The sequence below is a fragment of the Nocardia sp. CNS-044 genome, from assembly GCF_059570515.1.
Window position 1 is genome coordinate 1 of record NZ_JCANSX010000005.1, and the last position, 19,568, is coordinate 19,568.

18 protein-coding genes and 1 riboswitch are annotated in these 19,568 nt (G+C 69.0%); of the genes, 9 read left to right on the plus strand and 9 right to left on the minus strand.

Annotation, left to right across the window (positions count from 1 at the left end; genetic code table 11):
* The first annotated feature begins 483 nt into the window (after window positions 1-483).
* The 3 genes from T333_RS01085 (at window position 484) to T333_RS01095 (ending at window position 2,727) form a co-directional block, all read left to right on the plus strand.
* Window positions 484-933 carry an Rv0361 family membrane protein gene (locus T333_RS01085; protein WP_496423451.1) on the plus strand — a complete coding sequence of 150 codons (450 nt, stop codon included), beginning with the start codon at window positions 484-486 and terminating at the stop codon, window positions 931-933.
* Window positions 934-968: 35 nt separating this feature from the next.
* A riboswitch (SAM riboswitch) is annotated at window positions 969-1,084 on the plus strand.
* Window positions 1,085-1,099: 15 nt separating this feature from the next.
* A complete protein-coding gene (locus T333_RS01090) occupies window positions 1,100-1,516 on the plus strand; it encodes a rhodanese-like domain-containing protein (RefSeq protein WP_354998634.1) in 417 nt (138 codons plus the stop codon).
* Window positions 1,513-2,727: an O-succinylhomoserine sulfhydrylase gene (locus tag T333_RS01095; RefSeq protein WP_496423452.1), complete on the plus strand. Its 1,215-nt coding sequence runs from the start codon at window positions 1,513-1,515 to the stop codon at window positions 2,725-2,727. The genes T333_RS01090 and T333_RS01095 overlap by 4 nt, the downstream gene beginning before the upstream one ends.
* 51 nt (window positions 2,728-2,778) lie before the next feature.
* Here T333_RS01095 and T333_RS01100 read toward each other — a convergent pair whose 3' ends face one another.
* The 3 genes from T333_RS01100 to T333_RS01110 all read right to left on the minus strand — a co-directional run bounded on the left by T333_RS01100 (window position 2,779) and on the right by T333_RS01110 (window position 5,126).
* A complete protein-coding gene (locus T333_RS01100) occupies window positions 2,779-3,303 on the minus strand; it encodes a hypothetical protein (protein ID WP_354998632.1) in 525 nt (174 codons plus the stop codon).
* A 239-nt stretch (window positions 3,304-3,542) separates the two neighbouring features.
* On the minus strand, window positions 3,543-4,454 hold the full coding sequence (locus tag T333_RS01105; RefSeq protein WP_496423453.1) for a hypothetical protein: 912 nt from the start codon (window positions 4,452-4,454) through the stop codon (window positions 3,543-3,545).
* 189 nt (window positions 4,455-4,643) lie between these two features.
* Window positions 4,644-5,126 carry a DUF456 domain-containing protein gene (locus T333_RS01110; RefSeq protein ID WP_354998630.1) on the minus strand — a complete coding sequence of 161 codons (483 nt, stop codon included), beginning with the start codon at window positions 5,124-5,126 and terminating at the stop codon, window positions 4,644-4,646.
* Between the two features lie 246 nt (window positions 5,127-5,372).
* Between T333_RS01110 and T333_RS01115 the strand changes: the two genes are divergently transcribed.
* On the plus strand, window positions 5,373-6,473 hold the full coding sequence (locus T333_RS01115) for a CaiB/BaiF CoA transferase family protein (RefSeq protein WP_354998629.1): 1,101 nt from the start codon (window positions 5,373-5,375) through the stop codon (window positions 6,471-6,473).
* A gap of 74 nt (window positions 6,474-6,547) precedes the next feature.
* Here the strand turns inward: T333_RS01115 and yczR are convergent, their stop codons facing one another.
* Window positions 6,548-8,044, minus strand: coding sequence for a MocR-like transcription factor YczR (gene yczR / locus T333_RS01120; protein WP_354998628.1), 1,497 nt, complete (start codon window positions 8,042-8,044; stop codon window positions 6,548-6,550).
* Window positions 8,045-8,106: 62 nt separating this feature from the next.
* On the opposite strand from yczR, the gene T333_RS01125 reads away from it, so the two are divergent.
* From T333_RS01125 to T333_RS01135, 3 genes are all read left to right on the plus strand, one after another.
* Window positions 8,107-8,466, plus strand: coding sequence for a hypothetical protein (locus T333_RS01125; RefSeq protein WP_496423454.1), 360 nt, complete (start codon window positions 8,107-8,109; stop codon window positions 8,464-8,466).
* A 48-nt stretch (window positions 8,467-8,514) separates the two neighbouring features.
* On the plus strand, window positions 8,515-9,072 hold the full coding sequence (locus tag T333_RS01130; RefSeq protein WP_354998626.1) for a methylated-DNA--[protein]-cysteine S-methyltransferase: 558 nt from the start codon (window positions 8,515-8,517) through the stop codon (window positions 9,070-9,072).
* 119 nt (window positions 9,073-9,191) lie between these two features.
* On the plus strand, window positions 9,192-10,016 hold the full coding sequence (locus T333_RS01135; protein ID WP_496423455.1) for an alpha/beta fold hydrolase: 825 nt from the start codon (window positions 9,192-9,194) through the stop codon (window positions 10,014-10,016).
* Window positions 10,017-10,275: 259 nt separating this feature from the next.
* On the opposite strand, the gene T333_RS01140 is transcribed toward T333_RS01135, so the two are convergent.
* From T333_RS01140 to T333_RS01150, 3 genes are all read right to left on the minus strand, one after another.
* Window positions 10,276-10,548 carry a hypothetical protein gene (locus T333_RS01140; RefSeq protein ID WP_357253119.1) on the minus strand — a complete coding sequence of 91 codons (273 nt, stop codon included), beginning with the start codon at window positions 10,546-10,548 and terminating at the stop codon, window positions 10,276-10,278.
* Window positions 10,549-10,684: 136 nt separating this feature from the next.
* Window positions 10,685-13,285: a helix-turn-helix transcriptional regulator gene (locus T333_RS01145; protein WP_354998623.1), complete on the minus strand. Its 2,601-nt coding sequence runs from the start codon at window positions 13,283-13,285 to the stop codon at window positions 10,685-10,687.
* A gap of 92 nt (window positions 13,286-13,377) precedes the next feature.
* Window positions 13,378-14,667 (minus strand): adenylosuccinate synthase, encoded by a 1,290-nt coding sequence (locus T333_RS01150; protein ID WP_097246601.1) that lies wholly within the window; start codon window positions 14,665-14,667, stop codon window positions 13,378-13,380.
* A 269-nt stretch (window positions 14,668-14,936) separates the two neighbouring features.
* On the opposite strand from T333_RS01150, the gene T333_RS01155 reads away from it, so the two are divergent.
* Complete coding sequence (locus T333_RS01155; protein ID WP_354998622.1) at window positions 14,937-15,596, plus strand: hypothetical protein; 660 nt, start codon at window positions 14,937-14,939, stop codon at window positions 15,594-15,596.
* Window positions 15,593-16,378, plus strand: a complete 786-nt coding sequence (locus tag T333_RS01160; protein ID WP_354998621.1) for a site-2 protease family protein — start codon at window positions 15,593-15,595, stop codon at window positions 16,376-16,378. Before T333_RS01155 ends, T333_RS01160 begins: the two co-directional genes overlap by 4 nt.
* Window positions 16,379-16,667: 289 nt before the next feature.
* On the opposite strand, the gene T333_RS01165 is transcribed toward T333_RS01160, so the two are convergent.
* Window positions 16,668-17,816 (minus strand): FUSC family protein, encoded by a 1,149-nt coding sequence (locus T333_RS01165; protein WP_354998620.1) that lies wholly within the window; start codon window positions 17,814-17,816, stop codon window positions 16,668-16,670.
* A 7-nt stretch (window positions 17,817-17,823) separates the two neighbouring features.
* Window positions 17,824-18,273 carry a DUF3151 domain-containing protein gene (locus T333_RS01170; RefSeq protein WP_354998619.1) on the minus strand — a complete coding sequence of 150 codons (450 nt, stop codon included), beginning with the start codon at window positions 18,271-18,273 and terminating at the stop codon, window positions 17,824-17,826.
* Window positions 18,274-19,568: the final 1,295 nt, after the last annotated feature.

The following is a 19,568-nucleotide window of genomic DNA, read 5'->3' on the forward strand; positions in this document are numbered from 1 at the left end:
AGGTCGATGCTCACATCGGCATCGGACTTCATCAACGCGTCGGCGGCGTAGATCCCGGCCGGTCCTGCGCCCACGATCGCGATGCGGAGCGGGCGGGTCGCTGCACTCTGTTCGGTCATCTCTTACGCGCACCCTTATGGTCGAAACGTTCAATGGCGTCCGTCTTAGCTTAGGCTAAGTTGACGAACCGCTTGTCGGCACCCGGCGCCACGAACTCTGGTGATGCTGGCTCGTGGCTCCACGGTCCCCAGATCGCTACGACGGTGAACTGCCATTTGGCTATGGCAGCAGGTCTCAATCTCGCGATTCTATCCGTGCTACCGGTTGTCGGCCCCGCCGGTGCGATGAACTGGATGTATGCCCGCCTTCGCGGGCTCGGCGCCGCACGGACCCGCTTCCCACCATAGCGGGGCGGAACGGGCCGGTGCTTCGCGCGCGGGGGCCGGACGTCGGATACCCCCGCCGACCAGGGATGATCGATCCATGACCGAGCAGAAGTCCCCCGACGAAGGCGAACCGATCGAGGTCGATCAGACCGACAAGCGCTCCATCGCGCCGTTCCTTGCCGCGGCCGTACTGGCCGTCATCGTGCTGGTGGCCATCGGGCTAGGCGGCGCGCTCTCGCCCGCTGAGAAAAATGTCACAGAAGCCGAGAAGATCGCGGGCGCCGTCGGCAACTTCGTCGAGGGCGCGAACAACACCGACATGGTGCCGCCACCTGGTACCGGCTGCCCCGATTTCGACCCCGCCAAGTCGCCGTTGGCCGGGCAGGAAGGCACCGGTAAGACAATCGAACTCATAGCCGTCACCGATCAGACCCTCAACGGCGACCGGGCCAAGGCCACCGTGACCACCAAGGTCGACGGCACGGAGTACACGGCGACCTGGAACCTCACCCGCACGGACGACAAATGGCTCGTCTGCAATGTTTGACACGGTGACCTCGGTGCAGGCAATCTCAGTCCCTAGGTCATGAGAACCAGCGCCAAGCCCCGGCTCAGCTGGTCGGCAACCCTCCTCCGCGGTGGGGTGCTCCGGGTGACGACCTGGCCGCGCACCGAACCAGGTGCGGCAAGTGCGGATTCACAGGAGGTTCGAGATGAGTTACGCCGGTGACATCACCCCGCAGCAGGCGTGGGAGGTGTTGCGCGACAACCCCGCCGCTGTCCTGGTGGACGTGCGCACCGAAGCGGAATGGCGCTTCGTCGGAGTGCCCGACACCAGTTCGATCGAGCGGCCCACCGTGCTGATCGAGTGGGTGGACGGCACCGGCGCGCCCAACCCGGAGTTCACCGACCAGCTGAGCAAGGCGCTCGAGGGTCGCGACCCGGAGGCGCCCGTCGTCTTCCTGTGTCGCTCCGGCCAGCGCTCCGCGCACGCGGCGACCGTGGCGACCCGGCTGGGCATCGGGCCCTCCTACAACGTGATCGAGGGCTTCGAGGGCTCGCTCGACGCGTCCGGACATCGCGGCGCCACCGGCTGGCGCGCCACCGGCCTGCCGTGGAGGCAGTCGTGATCACCGGCGGCGCGTTCGACAAGCCGCTGCCCGAGGGCGTCGGCCCGGCCACCCTCGGCGTGCGCGGCGGCCTGCGCCGCTCCGGTTTCGAGGAGACCGCCGAGGCGCTGTATCTGACTTCCGGTTTCGTCTACGAGAGCGCGGAGGCGGCCGAGGCGGCGTTCACCGGCGAGGTGGAGCACTTCGTCTACTCCCGCTACGGCAACCCGACGGTCGCCATGTTCGAGGAGCGGATCCGGCTGATCGACGGCGCCGAGGCGGCGTTCGCGACCGCGAGCGGCATGTCGGCGGTGTTCACGGCGCTCGGTGCGCTGCTGAAGGCCGGCGATCGGCTGGTGGCCGCGCGCAGCCTGTTCGGCTCCTGCTTCGTGGTGTGCAACGAGATCCTGCCGCGCTGGGGCGTGGAGACGGTGTTCGTCGACGGTGAAGACCTCGACCAGTGGGAGCAGGCGCTCTCGGTGCCGACCACGGCGGTGTTCTTCGAGACCCCGGCCAACCCGATGCAGACGCTCGTCGACGTGCGCCGAGTGACCGAGCTCGCGCACGCCGCTGGCGCGAAAGTGGTGCTGGACAACGTCTTCGCGACTCCGCTGTTGCAGAAGGGCTTCGAACTCGGCGCCGACGTCATCGTCTACTCCGGCACCAAGCACATCGACGGCCAGGGCCGCGTCCTCGGCGGCGCCATCCTCGGCTCCCAGGAGTACATCGACGGTCCGGTGAAGACGCTCATGCGCCACACCGGCCCCGCGCTGAGCCCGTTCAACGCGTGGACCCTGCTCAAGGGGCTGGAGACGATGCCGCTTCGGGTGCGCCACAGCACCGAGTCGGCGCTGCGGATCGCGCGCTTCCTGGAGACCAACAAGTCGGTCAGCTGGGTGAAATACCCGTTCCTGGAATCGCATCCGCAGTACGACCTGGCCCGCAGCCAAATGTCCGGCGGCGGCACGGTGGTCACCTTCGAGCTGAACGCACCGGCCGACGAAGCCAAGAAGCGCGCCTTCGAGGTGCTGAACAGGTTGCGGATCGTCGACATCTCCAACAACCTCGGCGACTCCAAGACCCTGATCACGCACCCGGCCACCACGACCCACCGCGCCATGGGCCCGGAGGGTCGCGCCACCATCGGCCTCTCCGACGGGGTCGTCCGCATCTCCGTCGGACTCGAGGACGTGGAAGATCTGCTCGCCGACCTCGATCACGCCCTGAGCTGAACCCGGTCCCCCCGCACGGCGACGACAACGACGTGCGGGGTGCGAGAAGGCTTACGGCACGAACACTTCCGACGTCGCCGGGATCGAGGGCCGGTCGGTTCGCACGGTGAGCTGAACCCGTCCGGGACCGGTGTCCGCGACGACGATGGTCGGGCTGGAACGCTGCCAAGCGGGGACGAAGCGGCTGACGCTGCCCCGCTGGCCGGTGTCCAAGTTGTGCCAGTCGACCACCGCGGTGACGTCGCAGGCGAGCAACTGCGGACCCCACGTCCCGATCGGAGAGAATCCAGGGGTGATGCGCACGCTGACCGCGTGCGTCGCACCGGGAGCCTCGGAGTATTCGTTGAGCGGGCCGTCGAAGGAGGTGCCGCCGACCGAGAAGATGCCGACGCACACACCGTTGCCGAGTGTGAAGACCGGGGCGAGGTTGAAGTTGTTCTGCACGCACGAGCGAGGCCCGACGTTCGACCACCCGAGCTGACAGGGGCCGGGGTCGGCTTGGGCGGGCGCTGCGGCGACGGCCAAGCCCGCGCCGAGGAGGGCGGTGGCAGCCAGGTAGTGCATCGTGCGCTTCATGCGCGTACTCCGTTCAATCGTTGGACGGTGTTCTACGAGCTCTGTTGCGATACCGACGGTCTCGATCATGCCGGGGTGCATCGGCGACCGACCGACGGCCTCCACCGAGTCAGTCGGGCGAGCGACCAACTCCGTTACCCGACACCTCACCTTCGAGCCCACACCTCGCTGGCACAAACCTTCTGCACGTTTCACATAGCCACCGCCTATGTGAGACGTGCACGGGCTCTGTGGCGGCATCAGATTCGCTCCGCCGGTGTCCAGGTGCCGAGGCGGTGGGCGGGGGTGGTGATCGTTGCGGCGCGGGTGAGGCGGGTCAGCCAAGACGCGGGGTTGTCGAGGTCGTTCCAGGTCCAGCGGACGACGATCCAGCCGAGGGCGCGTAGCTCGTCCTCGCGGGCCTTCTCGGCGATGACTACTTCCTCGGGCGTGCGCGAGCCGCGCAGGGCCGCACCGTATTTGACGAGGCCGTCGAATTCGCCGATGGCGCCGAGTTCGGGAAACAAGAAGTCGACGCGGCCGATGAATCGCCCGGTCGGGGATTCGAGGATGGCTTGCGGCTCCGGACTGGGCAGTCCTGCGGCATGCATGGCAACGCGGCTCCGTGACTCGCCCGCGCTCTCCGAGCGCCCGTCCAAGAAGTCGACGACCCGACGCGCGGCGGGTGCTCCCGGACGGCCGGTTGCTCGCGCGAGTTGGTCGGACAACTCTGCGCGAGTGGTCTTTCCGAGCCGTAGTGCGCTGTCGCCGATGACTACCGCTTGCTCGAATGGAACAGTGCGGGCCAAGTCGACAACGGTTCTGGCCACGCTGGTCACGCGGAGTTCGCCGATCCGCACCACTTCGTCCGGATCGGTGCGCGTCGAATGCACCGTGACCCGAGGGGTGACGCGACCGCCGGTGGAACGATCGCGCGTCAGGTGGACTCGGGCCAACGGGACCTTCCAGTGCGTCAATCCGTGCGCGACCGAAGCCGACACGTGGCTCACCACCGCCTCGCGACTCGCGCCCTCCGCGACGGCCCGGGTCAGCACCAAGTGGCGCTCTTCGAGGCGCAGCCCCTCGGTCTGCTCGGCACGGATGTACGCACCGCGGTGCACCCGCCGCCACATCGGTCCGTGCAGCTCCCGATCGGTGAACCCTTCGGTCACCGCACGACATCGGGATATCGGGAGGGGCGCGTCCATGGTTCGATCATCACCCTCGGCACACCCGCCCACCCCCTGATCCAGCCGCCCCTGTGGACAAGTCCCGCCTTGGGGAAAACCGTGCTGCCACACACCCCGCATACGCCTCACACAGGCGGTGGCTGTGTGAGGCGTAGACGGGGTGTGTGGGAGTTAGGCGAGGAAGGCGCCGGTGAGCCAGGTGGCGGTGGCGAGGAGGGCTCCGAGGAGTTCGATCAGCATGGAGAGGCCGACGCCTTTGAGGGCGTGTTTGGTTGCTTGCCAGGCGGGTTGGTTGTGGCCGAGGCGTTGGAGTTCGGAGAGATAGACGCCGAGTACGAAGCCGACGAACAGGCCGACGACCGGGATGACGAAGAAGCCGACGATGCCGAGCACCGCGCCGAGGAACAGCGCGCGGTTGGAGACGCCCGCGTCCTTCATCTTCCGGCCGGGCCAGGTGTACTTGATGATCCCGGAGAGCACCAGGAAGACCGTGCTGATCGCGAAAACGGTCCACGCCGTCGCGCCGCCGGTCATGATCGCCCAGGCCAGAATCGCGCCGAAGACCAGGATCACCCCGGGCAGAATCGGAACGATGATGCCGAGCAGGCCCACCAGGATCAGCAGGCCGATGACGACCTCGCCCCCGACACTCATGCCGCGGTCCCCCGCTCCGGTGTGCGCGCGGTGCGCTGACACATGATTCGCTCGCTCACTGCTGATTCCTCCCGTTTCAGCGCATCGGCACGCTGCTTGGATTCTCGCCTACCCCGCACTGCGGTGCACGACGGAGGGTTCCGGTCGGCGGCGTTATTGTCATACTGTCAATACATCCGCGGGCGCTGCCCGGGGGACCGCACCGCCCGGCGGTGCGCAGGGATCAACGACGAACCGAGGTAGGGCGTGACCACACCATCCACCGCCACCAAGCAGGGCCCGCTCGCGGGCATCAAAGTTGTCGAGCTGGCCGGAATCGGCCCGGGTCCGCATGCCGCACTGTTGCTGGCCGACCTCGGCGCCGACGTGGTGCGGGTGCAGCGGCCGAACATGCTGCCCGGGTTCATGGAGCGTCCGCAGTGGCGTGGGCGGACCATCGTCGAGGCGAACCTGAAGGATCCGGCCGACATCGAGAAGGTGCTCGGGCTGATCGAGAAGGCCGACGTGCTGATCGAAGGCTTCCGTCCCGGCGTCACCGAGCGCATGGGTCTCGGCCCCGACGAGGCGTTGGCGCGCAATCCGCGGCTGGTCTACGGCCGGATGACCGGCTGGGGTCAGGACGGCCCGCTGGCCGACCGCGCGGGCCACGACATCAACTACATCTCGCTGACCGGCGTGCTGAACGCGATCGGCCGCAAGGGCGAGCGCCCGGTACCGCCGCTGAACATGGTCGGCGACTTCGGCGGCGGCTCGATGTTCCTCGTGTTCGGCATCCTCGCCGCGCTGGTGGAACGCCAGAACTCGGGCAAGGGCCAGGTGATCGACGCCGCGATGATCGATGGCGCGCTTGCTCTTTCGCACATGATCTGGGGCATGCGCGGTGTCGGCCTGTGGTCCGACGAGCGCGGCACCAACCTGCTCGACACCGGCATGGCCTTCTACGACACCTACGAGACCTCCGACGGCAAGTACATGGCGGTCGGCGCGATCGAGCCGCAGTTCTACGCCGAGCTGCTGAAGGGCCTGGAGATCGATCCCGAAGGCCTGCCGATGCAGATCGACCCGAACGGTCAGGACCAGCTGAAGAAGCTGTTCGCGGAGAAGTTCAAGACCAAGACCCGCGACGAGTGGGCGGCGATCTTCGAGGGCACCGACGCGTGCACCACCCCGGTGCTCACGCTGACCGAGGCCACCGAGAACGCGCACATCGCGGCGCGCAACGGACTCGTCGACATCGACGGCGTGGTGCAGCACGCGCCCGCCCCGCGCTTCTCACGCACCCCGGCGGCCGTTCCGACACCGCCGCCGACCGAGGCGACGCCGATCGAATCCGTTTGGGCGGATTGATATTTCGTTGGTGAACGCCCCGTGGTCGATCGGCCACGGGGCGTTCGCTTTTCGCGCCGGTTCGCCGCCGAGACTCAGTAGCAGGTGAGCGGATTCAGCGGATCGGCCGCGCGCGGGGTCAGCCCTTCGTAGGCGGAGGCAACGGCTTTCACCGCCAACCGAAGCTCCGCCTCCTGGTGGGTGAACGGCAGCCGCAGGAACCGCTCGAAAGCGCCCTGGACACCGAAACGCGGTCCGGCGGCGAGCAATACGCCGTGGTTGGGCGCGGTGGCGGCGAGCGCGGTGGAGACCGGAGCCGGCAGCTGCGCCCAGACCGACATCCCGCCGACGCCCGCGCTGACCCGCCAGTCCGGCAGCTCCTCGGCCAGCGCGTCGAGCAAAGCCGCGCGCTGGCTACGCAATTGGTCGCGACGGCGGTCGAGGATGGCGTCGGCGTTCTCAAGCAGGTGCACCGTGGCGAGCTGGTCCATCACCGGGGTGCCGAGGTCGACGGTGGAGCGGATACCGAGCAGCTTGGTGATCAGCGTCTGGTTGGTGCGAATCCAGCCGACGCGCAGACCACCCCAGAACGACTTGGATGCCGAACCGATGGTGACGATCTCGGAATTCTTGGCGAACGCGGCGACCGGGGGCGGCAGGGTGTCCACATCCAGGCCGAGGTCGACCATCGACTCGTCGACGACGACCGTCATACGGGTCTCGCGGGCGATGGCGGCCAGTTCCGCGCGCCCCTCGGCGTCGAGCAGCATGCCGGTCGGGTTGTTGAAGTCCGGCACCAGGTAGGCCAAGGTGGCGGCGGTTTGCCTTGCGGCGCTGCGGATTCCGTCGAGATCCCAGCCCGAGTGCGGGCTCTCCGGCAGCAGCGGAACCGGGACGGGACGCGCACCGACATCGCGGATGGCCTCGATGGCGTTGGGGTAGGTCGGGTGGTCGATCAGCACCCGCGCGGCCGGCGCCGTGAGCACGTTGAGCAGCAGGCGCAGGCCGTGCTGGGCGCCGAGGGTGATGAGGATTTGGTCCGGCTCGGTGGGCAGCCCACGCTCGGTGTACCGGCGGGCCACCGCCTCGCGTAGCGCGAGCACGCCAACGGGGTCCATGCCGTGGGTCCCGAGGTAGGCCGGAATCCCTTGCAGTGCGGCGGAATACGCGTCCTGCATCTCGCGCGGCGCGGCCATCGCGGCGTAGGTCATGTCGATGGTGGTCAGCTCGGGCTGCGCCATCAGCGCCAGGATGCTGCGCGCCGGTTTGGTGCCGTCGTGCGGCACGGCAGGGGGCAGGGCCACGGTGCTGCGCGAGCCCTGGCGGCTGATCAGGTAGCCGTGTTCGCGCAGCAGCGCGTAGGTGGACGTGATGGTGGTCCGGCTGACGCCGAGGGTGGTGGCGAGATCGCGTTCGCTCGGCAGTGCGACGCCGAGCGGCGCGCGCCCGTCGTGGATGAGCAGCCGGATTCCTTCGGCCAGCGCCAGGTACGCCGGGCGGGCCGCGCGCCGGGCGGGGTCATCGTCACCGGCGCTGCGCCAGTTGCCCAAGTCGCGGGCCAGGCTGGCCGCGCCGATCACTCGTGTCGCCATACAGTCCAGTATTAAGGGATTGGATATTTATTGGCAAGGCCAGTTGGCGGAACGTGTCCAGTATGACCGCTCTGCTCACCTTCCTCGTCGTCACCGCGTTCTGCTACGCGATCTACCACTACTCGCCGAAACGGACCAAGAACCTGTTCGCGCTCGAGCGGTTCCGTCCGCTCGAATCGATCACCAACTCCGGTGTCGCGCACTACGAAGAGCTGCGGCAATACTCGGATCTGGCGGCCATCCACAGCCGTGCCGACGAGCCTCGGCCGAACGATTCACCGGCCCTGGCCGCCGTCGACGGCCGTGCAGGAAGGCCGAAGCCGGAGGTTTCGCCGACAGCGGCGCCGCAGGTTTCCGGCGTCCGGCGAGCCTCTGACCTTTGCCGAAGCGGCTTTCAGGCCAGTTCTCGGAAACTGGCCTGATCGACGGCTGCCCGCGGATGTGTCGGTGCCGGGGTGCACACTGACGGTATGAGTGAGTCCGCTCGCCAGGCCGCCGCGGCACTGTTCGACACCGCGATCGGCGTCTGCGCGATCGCGTGGAGCGACGACGCCGTGTTCCGCTTCCAACTGCCCGAGGCGGACCAGGCGGCCACTCGCGCCCGCATCACCCGGTGGCGAGCGGGCAGCGAGGTGCCGGAGGGCGAGCCGACCGCCGTGATCGCCGAGGCCATCGCGGGCATCCGCGCGCACCTCGCGGGCGAGCTGGACGATCTGCGCTGGATTCCGCTGGACACCAGCACGATTCCGGAGTTCCACCGCGCGGTCTACGCGGTGACCCGCGCCATCGATCCCGGCCATACCCTCAGCTACGGCCAGGTCGCTGACCGCGTCGGCGCGCCCGGCGGCGCCCAAGCGGTAGGACAAGCCTTGGGGCGCAACCCGATTCCCCTCATCATCCCGTGCCACCGCGTGCTCGCCGCGGACAACGCGCTGCACGGATTCTCCGCGCCGGGCGGGATCTCCACCAAGGAGCGCCTGCTGGAGATCGAGCGCACGCCGGGGTTCGGGGAGCCGACGCTGTTCTGAGGTTCCGCGAGCCGGCCGATTGACGGGTTGCGGCGTCCTACGCACTGGCGGCGGATAGCGTTGCGGGTTGCGATGGGTTCGGTGCGCCATCCCACGGCTGAGCGAAAAGGAGCGCAGACATGGAAACAGTCACTTCGGCGGACGGGACGACGATCGCGTTCGATCGCATCGGCGACGGCACGGCCGGGACGGTGATCCTGATCGGCGGCGCGTTCGGGTATCGGAAATTCCCGAAGATGGTGCAGCTCTCGGAGGCGTTGGCCGAGCACGGCTTGACCGTCATCAATTACGACCGGCGAGGTCGCGGCGACAGCGGGGACTCGCCCGGCGTCTACGACGTGACCAACGAGATCGAGGACATCGCGGCGCTGATGCAGGCCGCGGGCGGGTCGGCGGCGCTGTTCGGGTGGTCTTCGGGTGCGGTGCTCGCGCTGCTCGCGGCGGGGTCGGGGCGGGTGCCCGGTGTGACGAAAGTCGTGGCGTTCGAGCCGCCGTTCGTGGTCGATCGATCCGGGCACGTTCCGCCCGCGGACCTGGACGTCCGGCTGCACGAACTGATCGCCGCCGACAAACGCGACAAGACGGTGCGGTTGTACATGTCCAAGGCCATGGGCGTTCCGTGGACGATGGTGACGGCCATGCGCATCACGCCGTTCTGGAAGAACCTGAAGGCGACGGCGAATTCGACCGCGCACGACTGGGCGGTGATGCGCCCGTACATGCGCGGTGAGAAGCTGCGCGCGGCCGACTGGTCGGACGTCACGGTCCCGACGTTGGTCGTCGCGGGCGCCGACAGTGCCGCGCTGCTGAAGAACGGCGCCAAGGCCATCGCGGCGGTGCTGCCCCGCGCCGAGCACCGCGAACTGGCCAAACTCAGCCACGATCCGAAGATCGACATCCTCGCCCCGGCGGCGGGTGAATTCCTCACCGGGACGCAGCGATGAATCCGCGGGCGGGGGTGCCGTCTACAGCCGTGACGGCCCGACGCGGCCGAGGCAAACCCGGTGGTCGCCGAAACTCGACCACGCGCCAAGCGCCTCCGGGTGGGCTGTCGAAAGCACAGCTCACGGTACCGAGCACCGAACGCGCGGGACCGCCCGCTCGGTCCACCCGTCTCGGACCCGAGCATTCTGCGGCCTTGCTCGCACCGCGTCGGTGCCGACGACGACTTTGGCGCCCTCCGCGAAGCGAGCACCGAGGACTTCACTGCTCCGGCGGATGCTGCCGGTAGAACTCGCATGCCTCGCCGGTGAGGTACCCGTCCATACAGGCGAAATACGTCTGAATGCAGCTGTTGGTCGTGCACCCCAGTTCGAGCAGCCGCTCGTGGATGCGCCGATTGCGCTCCTGCTGAGGATTCAGAGCGGGCGCGGTACTCACCACCGCACTGGACGGCACGGGTTCACCCGTCTCGGCGCAACCGGGCACCACCGCGAGCGCAACCGCCGCCCCCACCGCCACTACCCACCGCGCCATCCTCGACAGCCCTCCTCGCTCGCTCAGTGCTGACCGTACCCCCCTGACCCCACCGCACTCGATGCAGTAGTGGTCACGCCCAACTGGGCGGAGGTGCGGCGGCACAGCCAAGTTCCGGTCAGCGCCGCGCGGAATCTCAGGCGGACGACTCACCACGCATCAACGCCCCGAGCGACTCGCGGTCGGTGACGTCCATCTTGATGCACGCCCGGTAGAGGTGGCCCTCGACGGTGCGGACCGAGACGGTGAGGCGGTCGGCGATCTGGCGGTTCGACAGGCCCGCGGCGACGAGGTTCGCGATCTCGCGTTCGCGGGCGGTGAGGGGTAGGGGTTGGGCTGCCTTGCGCAGGGCGGGGGTGGCGGCGCCGCCGCAGGCCGCGGCGAGACGGTTGGCGGCGGAGGCGGATTCGAGGAGGCGGCGACGGTCGCCCGCTCGTTCGTGCGCGGACGCGGCTTGGGCGGCGGCGTCGGCGGCCGAGAGCACCGCGCCGAGGGCCTCGAATTCGCTTGCGGCGTCGTCGAGTCCGGGCCCGTCGTGGGCGGCGAGCGCCACCGCGTGTTTGGCTTGGATCTGCACCAGCCTGCCGTCCACCCGAGCCGCGAGGTCCGCGAGCCGACCGGCCACCGAGTGGTCGCCGAAGCGGGCCGCGGTGTGCAGCGCCATCGCCTCGATCGCGTGCTGGTGCGAGCGGGCGGCCGAGTCGGCGGCGCCGATCGCCAGCTGTACCGCCGGAGTGACGGTGCCCTCGGCGCCCGCGACACAAGCCTTGGCGATCTCCAGCTGCGGCTCGTAGACCGCACTGTGCCGACCGCCGCGCCGCGCCGCCTCGGCCACCGACTCGGCGGCGTCGTGCGCGCGCCCCAATGCCGAATAGGCTTCCGCCAGGCGGATTCTCGCGGGGAACAACCACGCCGCCGCGCCTTCGGTGGTCAGCGCGGCGAGCGCCTGCTCCAAATGTTCTATGCCGTCGATGAAACGCCCCTGCGCCACGTCGACGGTGCCCTGCAGGATCTTCGACATGCCCCACGCCAGATACTGCCCCGGCGCAGTGTAGCCGAAATACGGTGTGGCGCAACGCCTCGCCGCTTCGAACTCACCGCTGTAGATGAGCGCGAGCACCTCGGCGTGGGTGGACATGAATCGGTTGAGCCCGTCGATCTCGCGCTCCACCTCGTGCCCGCGCGCGGCGTACTGCCTGGCCGCTTCGGCCTTGCCCATCAGCGCCAGCGCCAGCCCGCCGCCGAACGAAGCCCACCAGACCGCCCACGGCGGAGCGCCTTTCGCGGTCATCACCGCCTCCGCCTCGGTGAACGCGTCCTCGATGCGGTTCTCGTTCACCGCGCACGCCGAGGCGAGTCCGCCCAACGTGGCGATGATCTTCGGATGATGCACCCTGGCCCGAATATCGGCGAGCACCTCGTCGGCGCGATCGGCATCGCCCATGGCCCATAACAAGTTCGACACTCGGGTGCTGCCCCACCGGGCCAGCTGCACCTCGTTGAGCTGATCGGCGTCGAAGCTGGCGAGCGTGCGCTCGGCCTCGATCCGGTGCCCCTGCCACAGCAGCGCCCTGGCCAGCAGATCGGCCGACTCGACCCCGCCGCGCCGCTCCACCGCGGCCCTGGCGAACCGCTCGCCGAGCGGCAGATTGGCCAAGCCGATGGCGTCGGCGGCTGCTGCCTCGAATAGCTCGAGATCGGCGGATTTGTCGCTGTCCAAGGCCAATTCGGCCAACCGGATGCGGTCGGCGGCGGAGTTGATGCGCCGCTCCTTGAGCGAGGAGTACAGCCTGCCGCGCAGCCGCCGCGCCGACGCGATGCCCAACCTGCGCCGGATGACCTCGCCGAACAGCGGATGGTTGTAGCGCACGATGAGCTGGTGCGAGTTCTCCACGACCCGGATCACACCGCGGGTTTCGGCGGCCTCCACCGCGTCCTCACCGGCGAGCTCGGCGAGCACGTCGAGATCGATCGGCTCGCAGAAGGTGAGCAGTTCCAGCACCCGCAGCACCTGCTCGGGCAACTGCTCGACCCGATCCTCCAGCAGCGCAGCCAATTCCGAGGTCACCGCGGCGCGTCCGCGCAGCTGCCAGACGCCGTTCACCTGGCGCAGGGTGCCCGCCTCCAGCGCTCCTTCCACCAAGTGCCGCAGGAACAGGGCGTTCCCGCCGGAGGACTCCCACATCAGATTGGCGGTGAAACCTTCGAGCTGACCGCCGAGCATCGACTCGACCAGGTCCACGCTCTGCGGCTGGGTGAACGGGTTCAGGTCGACGCGCAGCAGGTGCCCGTCCTTCCACAACGAGGTCACCGCGTCGGGCACCTGAACCCCGCTGCGCACGGTGGCGACGATGTGGGCCGCCTTGTCGATGGCCAACTGCAACAGCAAGGTTGCGGACAGTTGGTCCAGAAGATGGGCGTCGTCGACGCCGATGATGGTGTGCCCGTCGGCGAGCAGCGCCTCACGCGCGGCGGACATGAACGTCACCGGGTCGTGTGCCGTGTAGACACCGACCATGTGCGCGAACACGCCCAGCGGAATACTGCGGGCCGACTCCGTGCCCGCTACCCACCGAATATTTCCGCCGACCGCCGCGGTCGCCTGTCTCGCCAGCGTCGTCTTGCCCACTCCGGCATCGCCGGTCAGGACGGCACCCACGTACGTCGAGCCGGTGAGTGCGGACCGAATCGCCTCGAACTCGGTCTCGCGCTCGATCATCGGCCAGTTCCGAGCCATAGCTCTAACTGTAGTTCTTCACAGTTCATGATCGAAGGGAACCGCGAAGGCAGGCGTGCTCCGCGCGTCGCGGAGTCGGAAAACGCTGTGGTTCAGCCGAGGACGTCGTGCCTGACGATCGTTTGGTCTCGACCCGGACCGACGCCGATGCAGGAGATTCGCGCGCCGGAGAGCTCCTCGAGCCGCCGCACGTACGCCTGCGCGTTGGCGGGCAGATCCTCGAAGGTTCGCGCCCCCGAGATGTCCTCCCACCAACCGGGCATTTCCTCGTAAATCGGCTTGGCGTGGTGGAACTCGGTTTGGGTGGTGGGCATCTGGTCCACGCGCTTACCATCGATTTCGTACGCGACGCAGATCGGTACCCGGTCCAAGCTGGACAGTACATCCAGCTTGGTGAGGAAGTAGTCGGTGATGCCGTTGACGCGAGTCGCGTACCGGGCGATCACTGCGTCGAACCAGCCGCAGCGCCGCGCGCGGCCGGTGGTGACGCCGACCTCACCGCCCTGCTTGGCGAGGAATTCGCCGTACTGGTCGAACAGTTCGGTCGGGAACGGGCCCGAACCGACGCGGGTCGTGTAGCACTTGAGGATGCCGAGCACCGTGTTGATCTTGTTCGGTCCGATGCCGGAACCGACGGCCGCGCCGCCCGAAGTCGGGTTGGACGACGTGACATACGGGTAGGTGCCGTGATCGACGTCGAGCAGGGTGCCCTGAGAACCCTCGAGTAGCACGGTTTCTCCGCGCTCGAGGGCCTCGTTGAGCTGCAAACGGGTATCGGCGATGCGGTGTTTGAAGCTCTCCGCCATGGAGAGCACCTCGTTCACCACCTGCTGCGGATCGAGCGCGCGGCGGTTGTAGATCTTCACCAGCACCTGGTTCTTGAACTCCAGGGCGGCCTCGACCTTCTGGGTGAGGATCTTCTCGTCGAGCACGTCCGCGACTCGCACGCCGACACGCGCCACCTTGTCCTGGTAGCAGGGTCCGATGCCGCGGCCGGTGGTGCCGATCTTCTTGTTGCCGAGGAAGCGCTCGGTGACCTTATCGATGGCCACGTGGTACGGCATGATCAGATGCGCGTCGGCCGAGAGCAGCAGGCCCGAGGTGTCGACGCCGCGGTCCTCCAGTCCGGCCAGTTCGGCGAGCAGCACACCGGGATCCACCACGACACCGTTGCCGATGACGTTGCGCACACCGGGGGTCAGGATGCCGGAGGGGATGAGGTGCAGCGCGAACTTGTCGCCGTTCGGCAGCACCACGGTATGGCCCGCGTTGTTGCCGCCTTGGTATCGGACCACCCATTGCAGTCTGCCGCCGAGCAGGTCGGTCGCTTTGCCCTTACCCTCGTCGCCCCACTGGGCGCCGATGAGGACGATTGCCGGCATGGTGGTGTCTCCTACGGTTCGACGCGCAACACACCCGTGTTGCAGCTACCTGCCGTACTGAGGCGGTGGCCGGAAGCACAGTTTACCGAATGGCCTAGGGCACCCCGGGGAAGGCACCCCGCGCCGGTCACAATGCCGACTCGGCCCGGGCGCTACGGGTTGAACACGGCTATGGTTGCTGCGGGCGGACCGGGGCAGCGTGCCCGCTCGACAGGTGCGAGGGAGCCGGTGGGGCGAGCCGGCAGGATTCGAGGAGGGTGTACGGCAGTTTGAGTACCCATGTTCTCCGCTGCGATGGCGCGCCGGTCCCGATCGCCCTCGCCGCACTGCCGACAACCGTGACGGCCGCAATCCCCGACACCGCGGTGATCGACGAACTCCTTCCCGTGCTCGCCGCCGACAGCCTGCCGCGCTTGATCGTGCTCGGCGAGGACGCCGCGCTTGCCGCGGTGCTGACCCATCTGATGCGGACCGAGCGGCTGCACGTCGAGATCGGATACGTGCCGATCGACAAGACCTACGGCTCGCGCGCCTACCAGACCGGCACCGGCAACGCCGCGGCCAAGCGCGCGATCGAGGGCAAGGCGCGCGAGACTCCGCTGATCCGCGACGACACCGGAAAAGTGCTGGTCGGACGGGCGACCATCACCGGACCCGAGGGCGGCAAGCTGGAGGGCGAGGCCTACGTGGACGACACCCAGCTGTTCTCCGGCAAGGTCACCGCGATGCACATCTCCCCCACCCTGCACATGCCAGGCGTCCGGGCGACCGTGCGCAAGGGCCTGCGCAAGCGCCGGTGGGTCGAGGGCCGGGCCGCGCAACTGGGGACCCCGGGCGCGGTGGTGACCCGCGACGGCATTCTCACCGAGCGCACTGTGCCGCGCTCGACCTTCTACCGGCACAACGAAACCTGGCTACTGGTGCGATGAATTACTCCCTCCCGCAACGCCGAACGGGTCTCGGCGCGGTTCGGCCGAGTCCGGTCTTCCTGCTCGTCGTCGCGATCACCCTCGCGGGCGGCGTGCTGGCCTGGGCCTCCGACTACGGTTCGACGCGGGCCAAGGTCGGCGTCTTCGTGCTCGTGGTCGCCGGCTGGATCGTGACGCTGTGCCTGCACGAGTTCGCGCACGCGTACATGGCTTGGCGCGCAGGCGATCACGAAGTGGAGCTGCGCGGGTATCTCACGCTGAATCCGCTGAAGTACTCGCACCCGCTGCTGTCGATCGTGTTGCCCGTGGTGTTCATCGCGCTCGGCGGATTCGGTCTGCCCGGCGGTGCGGTGTACGTGCACACGCACAGCGTCAGCCCGCGGATGCAGCGGCTGATCAGCGGCGCGGGTCCGGCGGTCAACGCGGCGTTCGCGGTGCTGCTGCTCGTCGTCGTGGAGGTGTTCGGCAGCCAGACCTCGCATCCCGCGTTCTGGTACGGGCTGGCGTTCCTCGCCTTCCTCCAGGTGACCGCGGCGGTGTTGAACATGCTGCCGATCCCCGGGCTCGACGGGTACGGAATCCTCGAACCCTCGCTGAGCTACCAGACCCGGCGCTCGCTGGACCAGCTCAAGCCGCTCGGCATGCTGCTGCTGTTCGCGCTGATCCTGACGCCCGCGATCAACGAACCGTTCTTCGACGCCATCTACGCCATCTGCGAGGTGTTCGGCGTGGAGTCGTCGTGGATCGCGAGAGGCGCTGGGCTGGTGCGTTTCTGGCTCTGAGAACGATGGCCGCCCGGCCTTCGCCGAGACCGGGCGACCTGCTCCGCGCGACGCCGATACCGTCCCTACCCGCCCCGGCCACCACACCATCTCGGCCGGTGAGACGCGTCGTCGTGCGAAGTGTCCGACCGTGACACCCCTCGTCGTCGCGGTCATGAAACGAGGTTATGGAGCGCGGTGCGCGAGATCGCGAGTAGTGGACTACCCGAAGATCATCCCGTCGGCGTCGCGACGGCGCAGGAAGGCTTCGCGGACCGCGTCGTTGGCCGAAATCCGCTGAGTAGCTCGGTCAATCCTTCGGGCGCACATAGGGATTCGGCACGGTCGGCGGCAACAGCGCGATCGCCGAGATGCGCTTCATACCGCAGACCTGCATCAGGTCGACCACGATCGAACGGACCTGCGCGAACACCACGTGCGCCGAAAGCCCCGCGCCCGCAACCAGTTCCGGACGCGCTTCCTTCGCGACCGTGCGCAACACCCTGGCGGCCTCCGCCTGATCGGGCTGTTCACCCGGATCGGCGAGCATCATCTTGCGCACCACCTCGACGGCCTGGGCGAGCCGCTCCACCTCGTCGACGAGCCGCGGGTCCAGAATCTCGTCGTCGCGCACCAGAGTGAGCGAACGGCGCAGCAGCACCCTGGTATTGCGGACCGCGTTGTCGAGCGGGTCTGCGGTGGCGCGGATGCGTTCGAGGCGTGCGCGCGAGTTCCAGTACAGCGGCGAGATGCGGCTGATCTCGCGACCGCCCTCCAAAGTGGAGCGGAGCGAATCGATCTGCGACTGCGTCGCGCGGGCGGCCGACAGCGCCTCGCGGATTTTCTCCTGATCCTGTTCGAGCAGGCCGTCGGCGCACCGGGACAGCGATTTGCCCATCACCGCAAGGATTTCCGCGCCGTGCTCGCGAGCGCGGCGCACCGGATGCAGCGGGATCGCGGCCACGATCACCACGCCGACCAAGCCGCCGACCAGCGCGTCGATCATGCGATCGAAGCTGCCGCCCGCCGAAGGGGGCATCAAGGTGGCGACCAGCACGGCCGAACCGGCCGCCTGCATGGTGATGATGGAACCGCCGTCGAGGAACACCGCCAGCGCCATGGCCACCCCGACCACGAGCGCGATCTGCCAGACACCGGTGCCCGCGTTCGAGATGAACAAGTCGCCGATGCCGATGCCGACCGCGACGCCGACGACCAGCTCGATGGCGCGCTTCATCCGGGCGCCGAACGAGATGCCGATCGAGACGACCGCGGCCGTCGGCGCGAAGAACGGCTGCGGATGGCCGATGACGTTGTGCGCGACGAACCAGGCCAGCGCCGCGCCGAGCGCGCACTGCACGATCGGCAACGCCGACAACCGCAGCCGAGCCCACGCACCGCGCAGACGTTCCGCGCCGCCCGCCTTGGCGACGCCGAAACGCGATTGGGGGTCGATCAACTACGACTCAGTCGAGGCCGAGCTCCGCCGCGGCGCGCGGGTCGCAGTCCTCGAGCAGGTCGAGGCAGCGCGCGTACTCCTCGGTCTCGCCGATCGCCTTGGCGGCCCTGGCCAGCGCGCCGACGCTGCGCAGGAAGCCGCGGTTGGGTTCGTGGCTCCACGGCACCGGGCCGAAGCCCTTCCAGCCGTTGCGGCGCAGCAGGTCGAGGCCGCGGTGGTAGCCGGTGCGGGCGAAGGCGTAGGCGGCGACGATGTCGTGGTTCACGACTTCGTCGGCCGTCGCCGCGCCGCCCCGCTCCAGCGCGGCCTCGGCGAGATGCGCCCAGGCGATCGACGCCGCCGGGTGCGCGGCCGCGACCTGCACCGGATCGGCGTTGTCGAGCAGCGCGTCTTCCGCCTCGGGGATTTCGGGTAGCAGTACCGGTTGCGGGCCGAGCAGATCACCGAACGAGGTCATGCGGTTCATTGTGCACGCCGGTGGGGGTGGGGCGCCCGCGGGCCGCCCGCAGTGCGTCGGTTATTGACGGCCCTTGGTCGGCCGCGCCTATTAGGCTTGCGTCGACTTCACAGATCCGCAGGAGCGAGGGGTAGTAGGTGTCCGACCCGAACGACGAGAAGAACCCGGCACGCGACGCCGGTTCCGCCGATCAGGCGGAGGCGCGGGACCCGCGCGACCAGCGTCCCGTCGTGCCGGAAGACCCCCGGAGCACCACCCCTGCTCAGCCCACGCCTGCCACGCCGAGGGGCGCGGAATCGACCTCGGACGCCTCCGATTCGGCGGGCGAGTCCGCGCGGGACACGGCGGCTGCGAACCAGTCGCGGATCATCACCGGGGGCGGTTTCGGCGCGGCCTGGGATCAGGACGAGACCCCCGCCCCACAGCCGAGCCGTGCGAGCGGACAGGCGTCCGGGGCAGCGAACGCCGGTCGGCCCGGACCGGCGGACGCCGCGACGACCGAGCTTCCGCAGAGCGCGGACACCGCGAGTGCGGGTGCTCGGACGCCCGCGCAGGCGCGGTCCGACGCGGACACGCGAACCGCTGTGAGCAGCCGATCCGACGCCAGCCCGCAGTCCGATTCGAAGGCCCAGCCCGGTGGAGGAACGCAGGCCGCCGCGGCTGCAGGTGCCCCCGCGGGTGCGGCCGACCGACCGGGCACGCAAGGCGCACAGCCTGGCGCGAAGACCCCCGGTGGCGGAACACAGGCCACCGCGGGCGCAGGAACCCCCGCGAGCGCGGCCGACCGACCGAGCACGCCGCCGCAAGGCGCGCAGCGTGGCGCGAACACCTCCGGTGGACAAGCACCGGCCGCTGCGAGTGCGGATGTCGCCGCGCGTGCGGCAGCCGACCGACCGAGCACGTCACCGCAAGGCGCACAGCCTGGCGCGAAGACCCCCGGTGGACAAGCACCGGGCGCTGCGAGTGCAGGTGGCGCCGCGCGTGCGGCAGCCGACCGACCGACCACCCCACCGCAAGGCGCACAGCCCGGCGCGAACACCCCCGGTGGCGGAACACAGGCCACCGCAGGCGCAGTAACCCCCGCGGGCGCGGCCGACCGACCGAGCACGCTGCCCCAAGGCGCGCAGCCCGACGCGAACGCACAGCCCGGCGGAGCAGCGCAGGGCACGAACACCCAATCCGGCGGAGGAGTGCAGGCCGGTTCGGGTGCCGACCGACCGAGCACGCCGCAAGGCGCGCCCCACGACCGCACTGGCACCGGCGGCGAACGGTCTGGCTTGCTCGACGCGGCGACC

What these genes read in the sequence shown, in the direction of transcription:
- T333_RS01145 (WP_354998623.1), bottom strand. Translation starts at nt 13,285, where the DNA reads ATGGCTCGGAACTGGCCGATGATCGAGCGCGAGACCGAGTTCGAGGCG.
- T333_RS01140 (WP_357253119.1), bottom strand. Translation starts at nt 10,548, where the DNA reads ATGGCGCGGTGGGTAGTGGCGGTGGGGGCGGCGGTTGCGCTCGCGGTG.
- T333_RS01150 (WP_097246601.1), bottom strand. Translation starts at nt 14,667, where the DNA reads ATGCCGGCAATCGTCCTCATCGGCGCCCAGTGGGGCGACGAGGGTAAG.
- T333_RS01130 (WP_354998626.1), top strand. Translation starts at nt 8,515, where the DNA reads ATGAGTGAGTCCGCTCGCCAGGCCGCCGCGGCACTGTTCGACACCGCG.
- T333_RS01125 (WP_496423454.1), top strand. Translation starts at nt 8,107, where the DNA reads ATGACCGCTCTGCTCACCTTCCTCGTCGTCACCGCGTTCTGCTACGCG.
- T333_RS01090 (WP_354998634.1), top strand. Translation starts at nt 1,100, where the DNA reads ATGAGTTACGCCGGTGACATCACCCCGCAGCAGGCGTGGGAGGTGTTG.
- T333_RS01110 (WP_354998630.1), bottom strand. Translation starts at nt 5,126, where the DNA reads ATGAGTGTCGGGGGCGAGGTCGTCATCGGCCTGCTGATCCTGGTGGGC.
- T333_RS01085 (WP_496423451.1), top strand. Translation starts at nt 484, where the DNA reads ATGACCGAGCAGAAGTCCCCCGACGAAGGCGAACCGATCGAGGTCGAT.
- T333_RS01160 (WP_354998621.1), top strand. Translation starts at nt 15,593, where the DNA reads ATGAATTACTCCCTCCCGCAACGCCGAACGGGTCTCGGCGCGGTTCGG.
- T333_RS01100 (WP_354998632.1), bottom strand. Translation starts at nt 3,303, where the DNA reads ATGAAGCGCACGATGCACTACCTGGCTGCCACCGCCCTCCTCGGCGCG.
- T333_RS01135 (WP_496423455.1), top strand. Translation starts at nt 9,192, where the DNA reads ATGGAAACAGTCACTTCGGCGGACGGGACGACGATCGCGTTCGATCGC.
- yczR (WP_354998628.1), bottom strand. Translation starts at nt 8,044, where the DNA reads ATGGCGACACGAGTGATCGGCGCGGCCAGCCTGGCCCGCGACTTGGGC.
- T333_RS01170 (WP_354998619.1), bottom strand. Translation starts at nt 18,273, where the DNA reads ATGACCTCGTTCGGTGATCTGCTCGGCCCGCAACCGGTACTGCTACCC.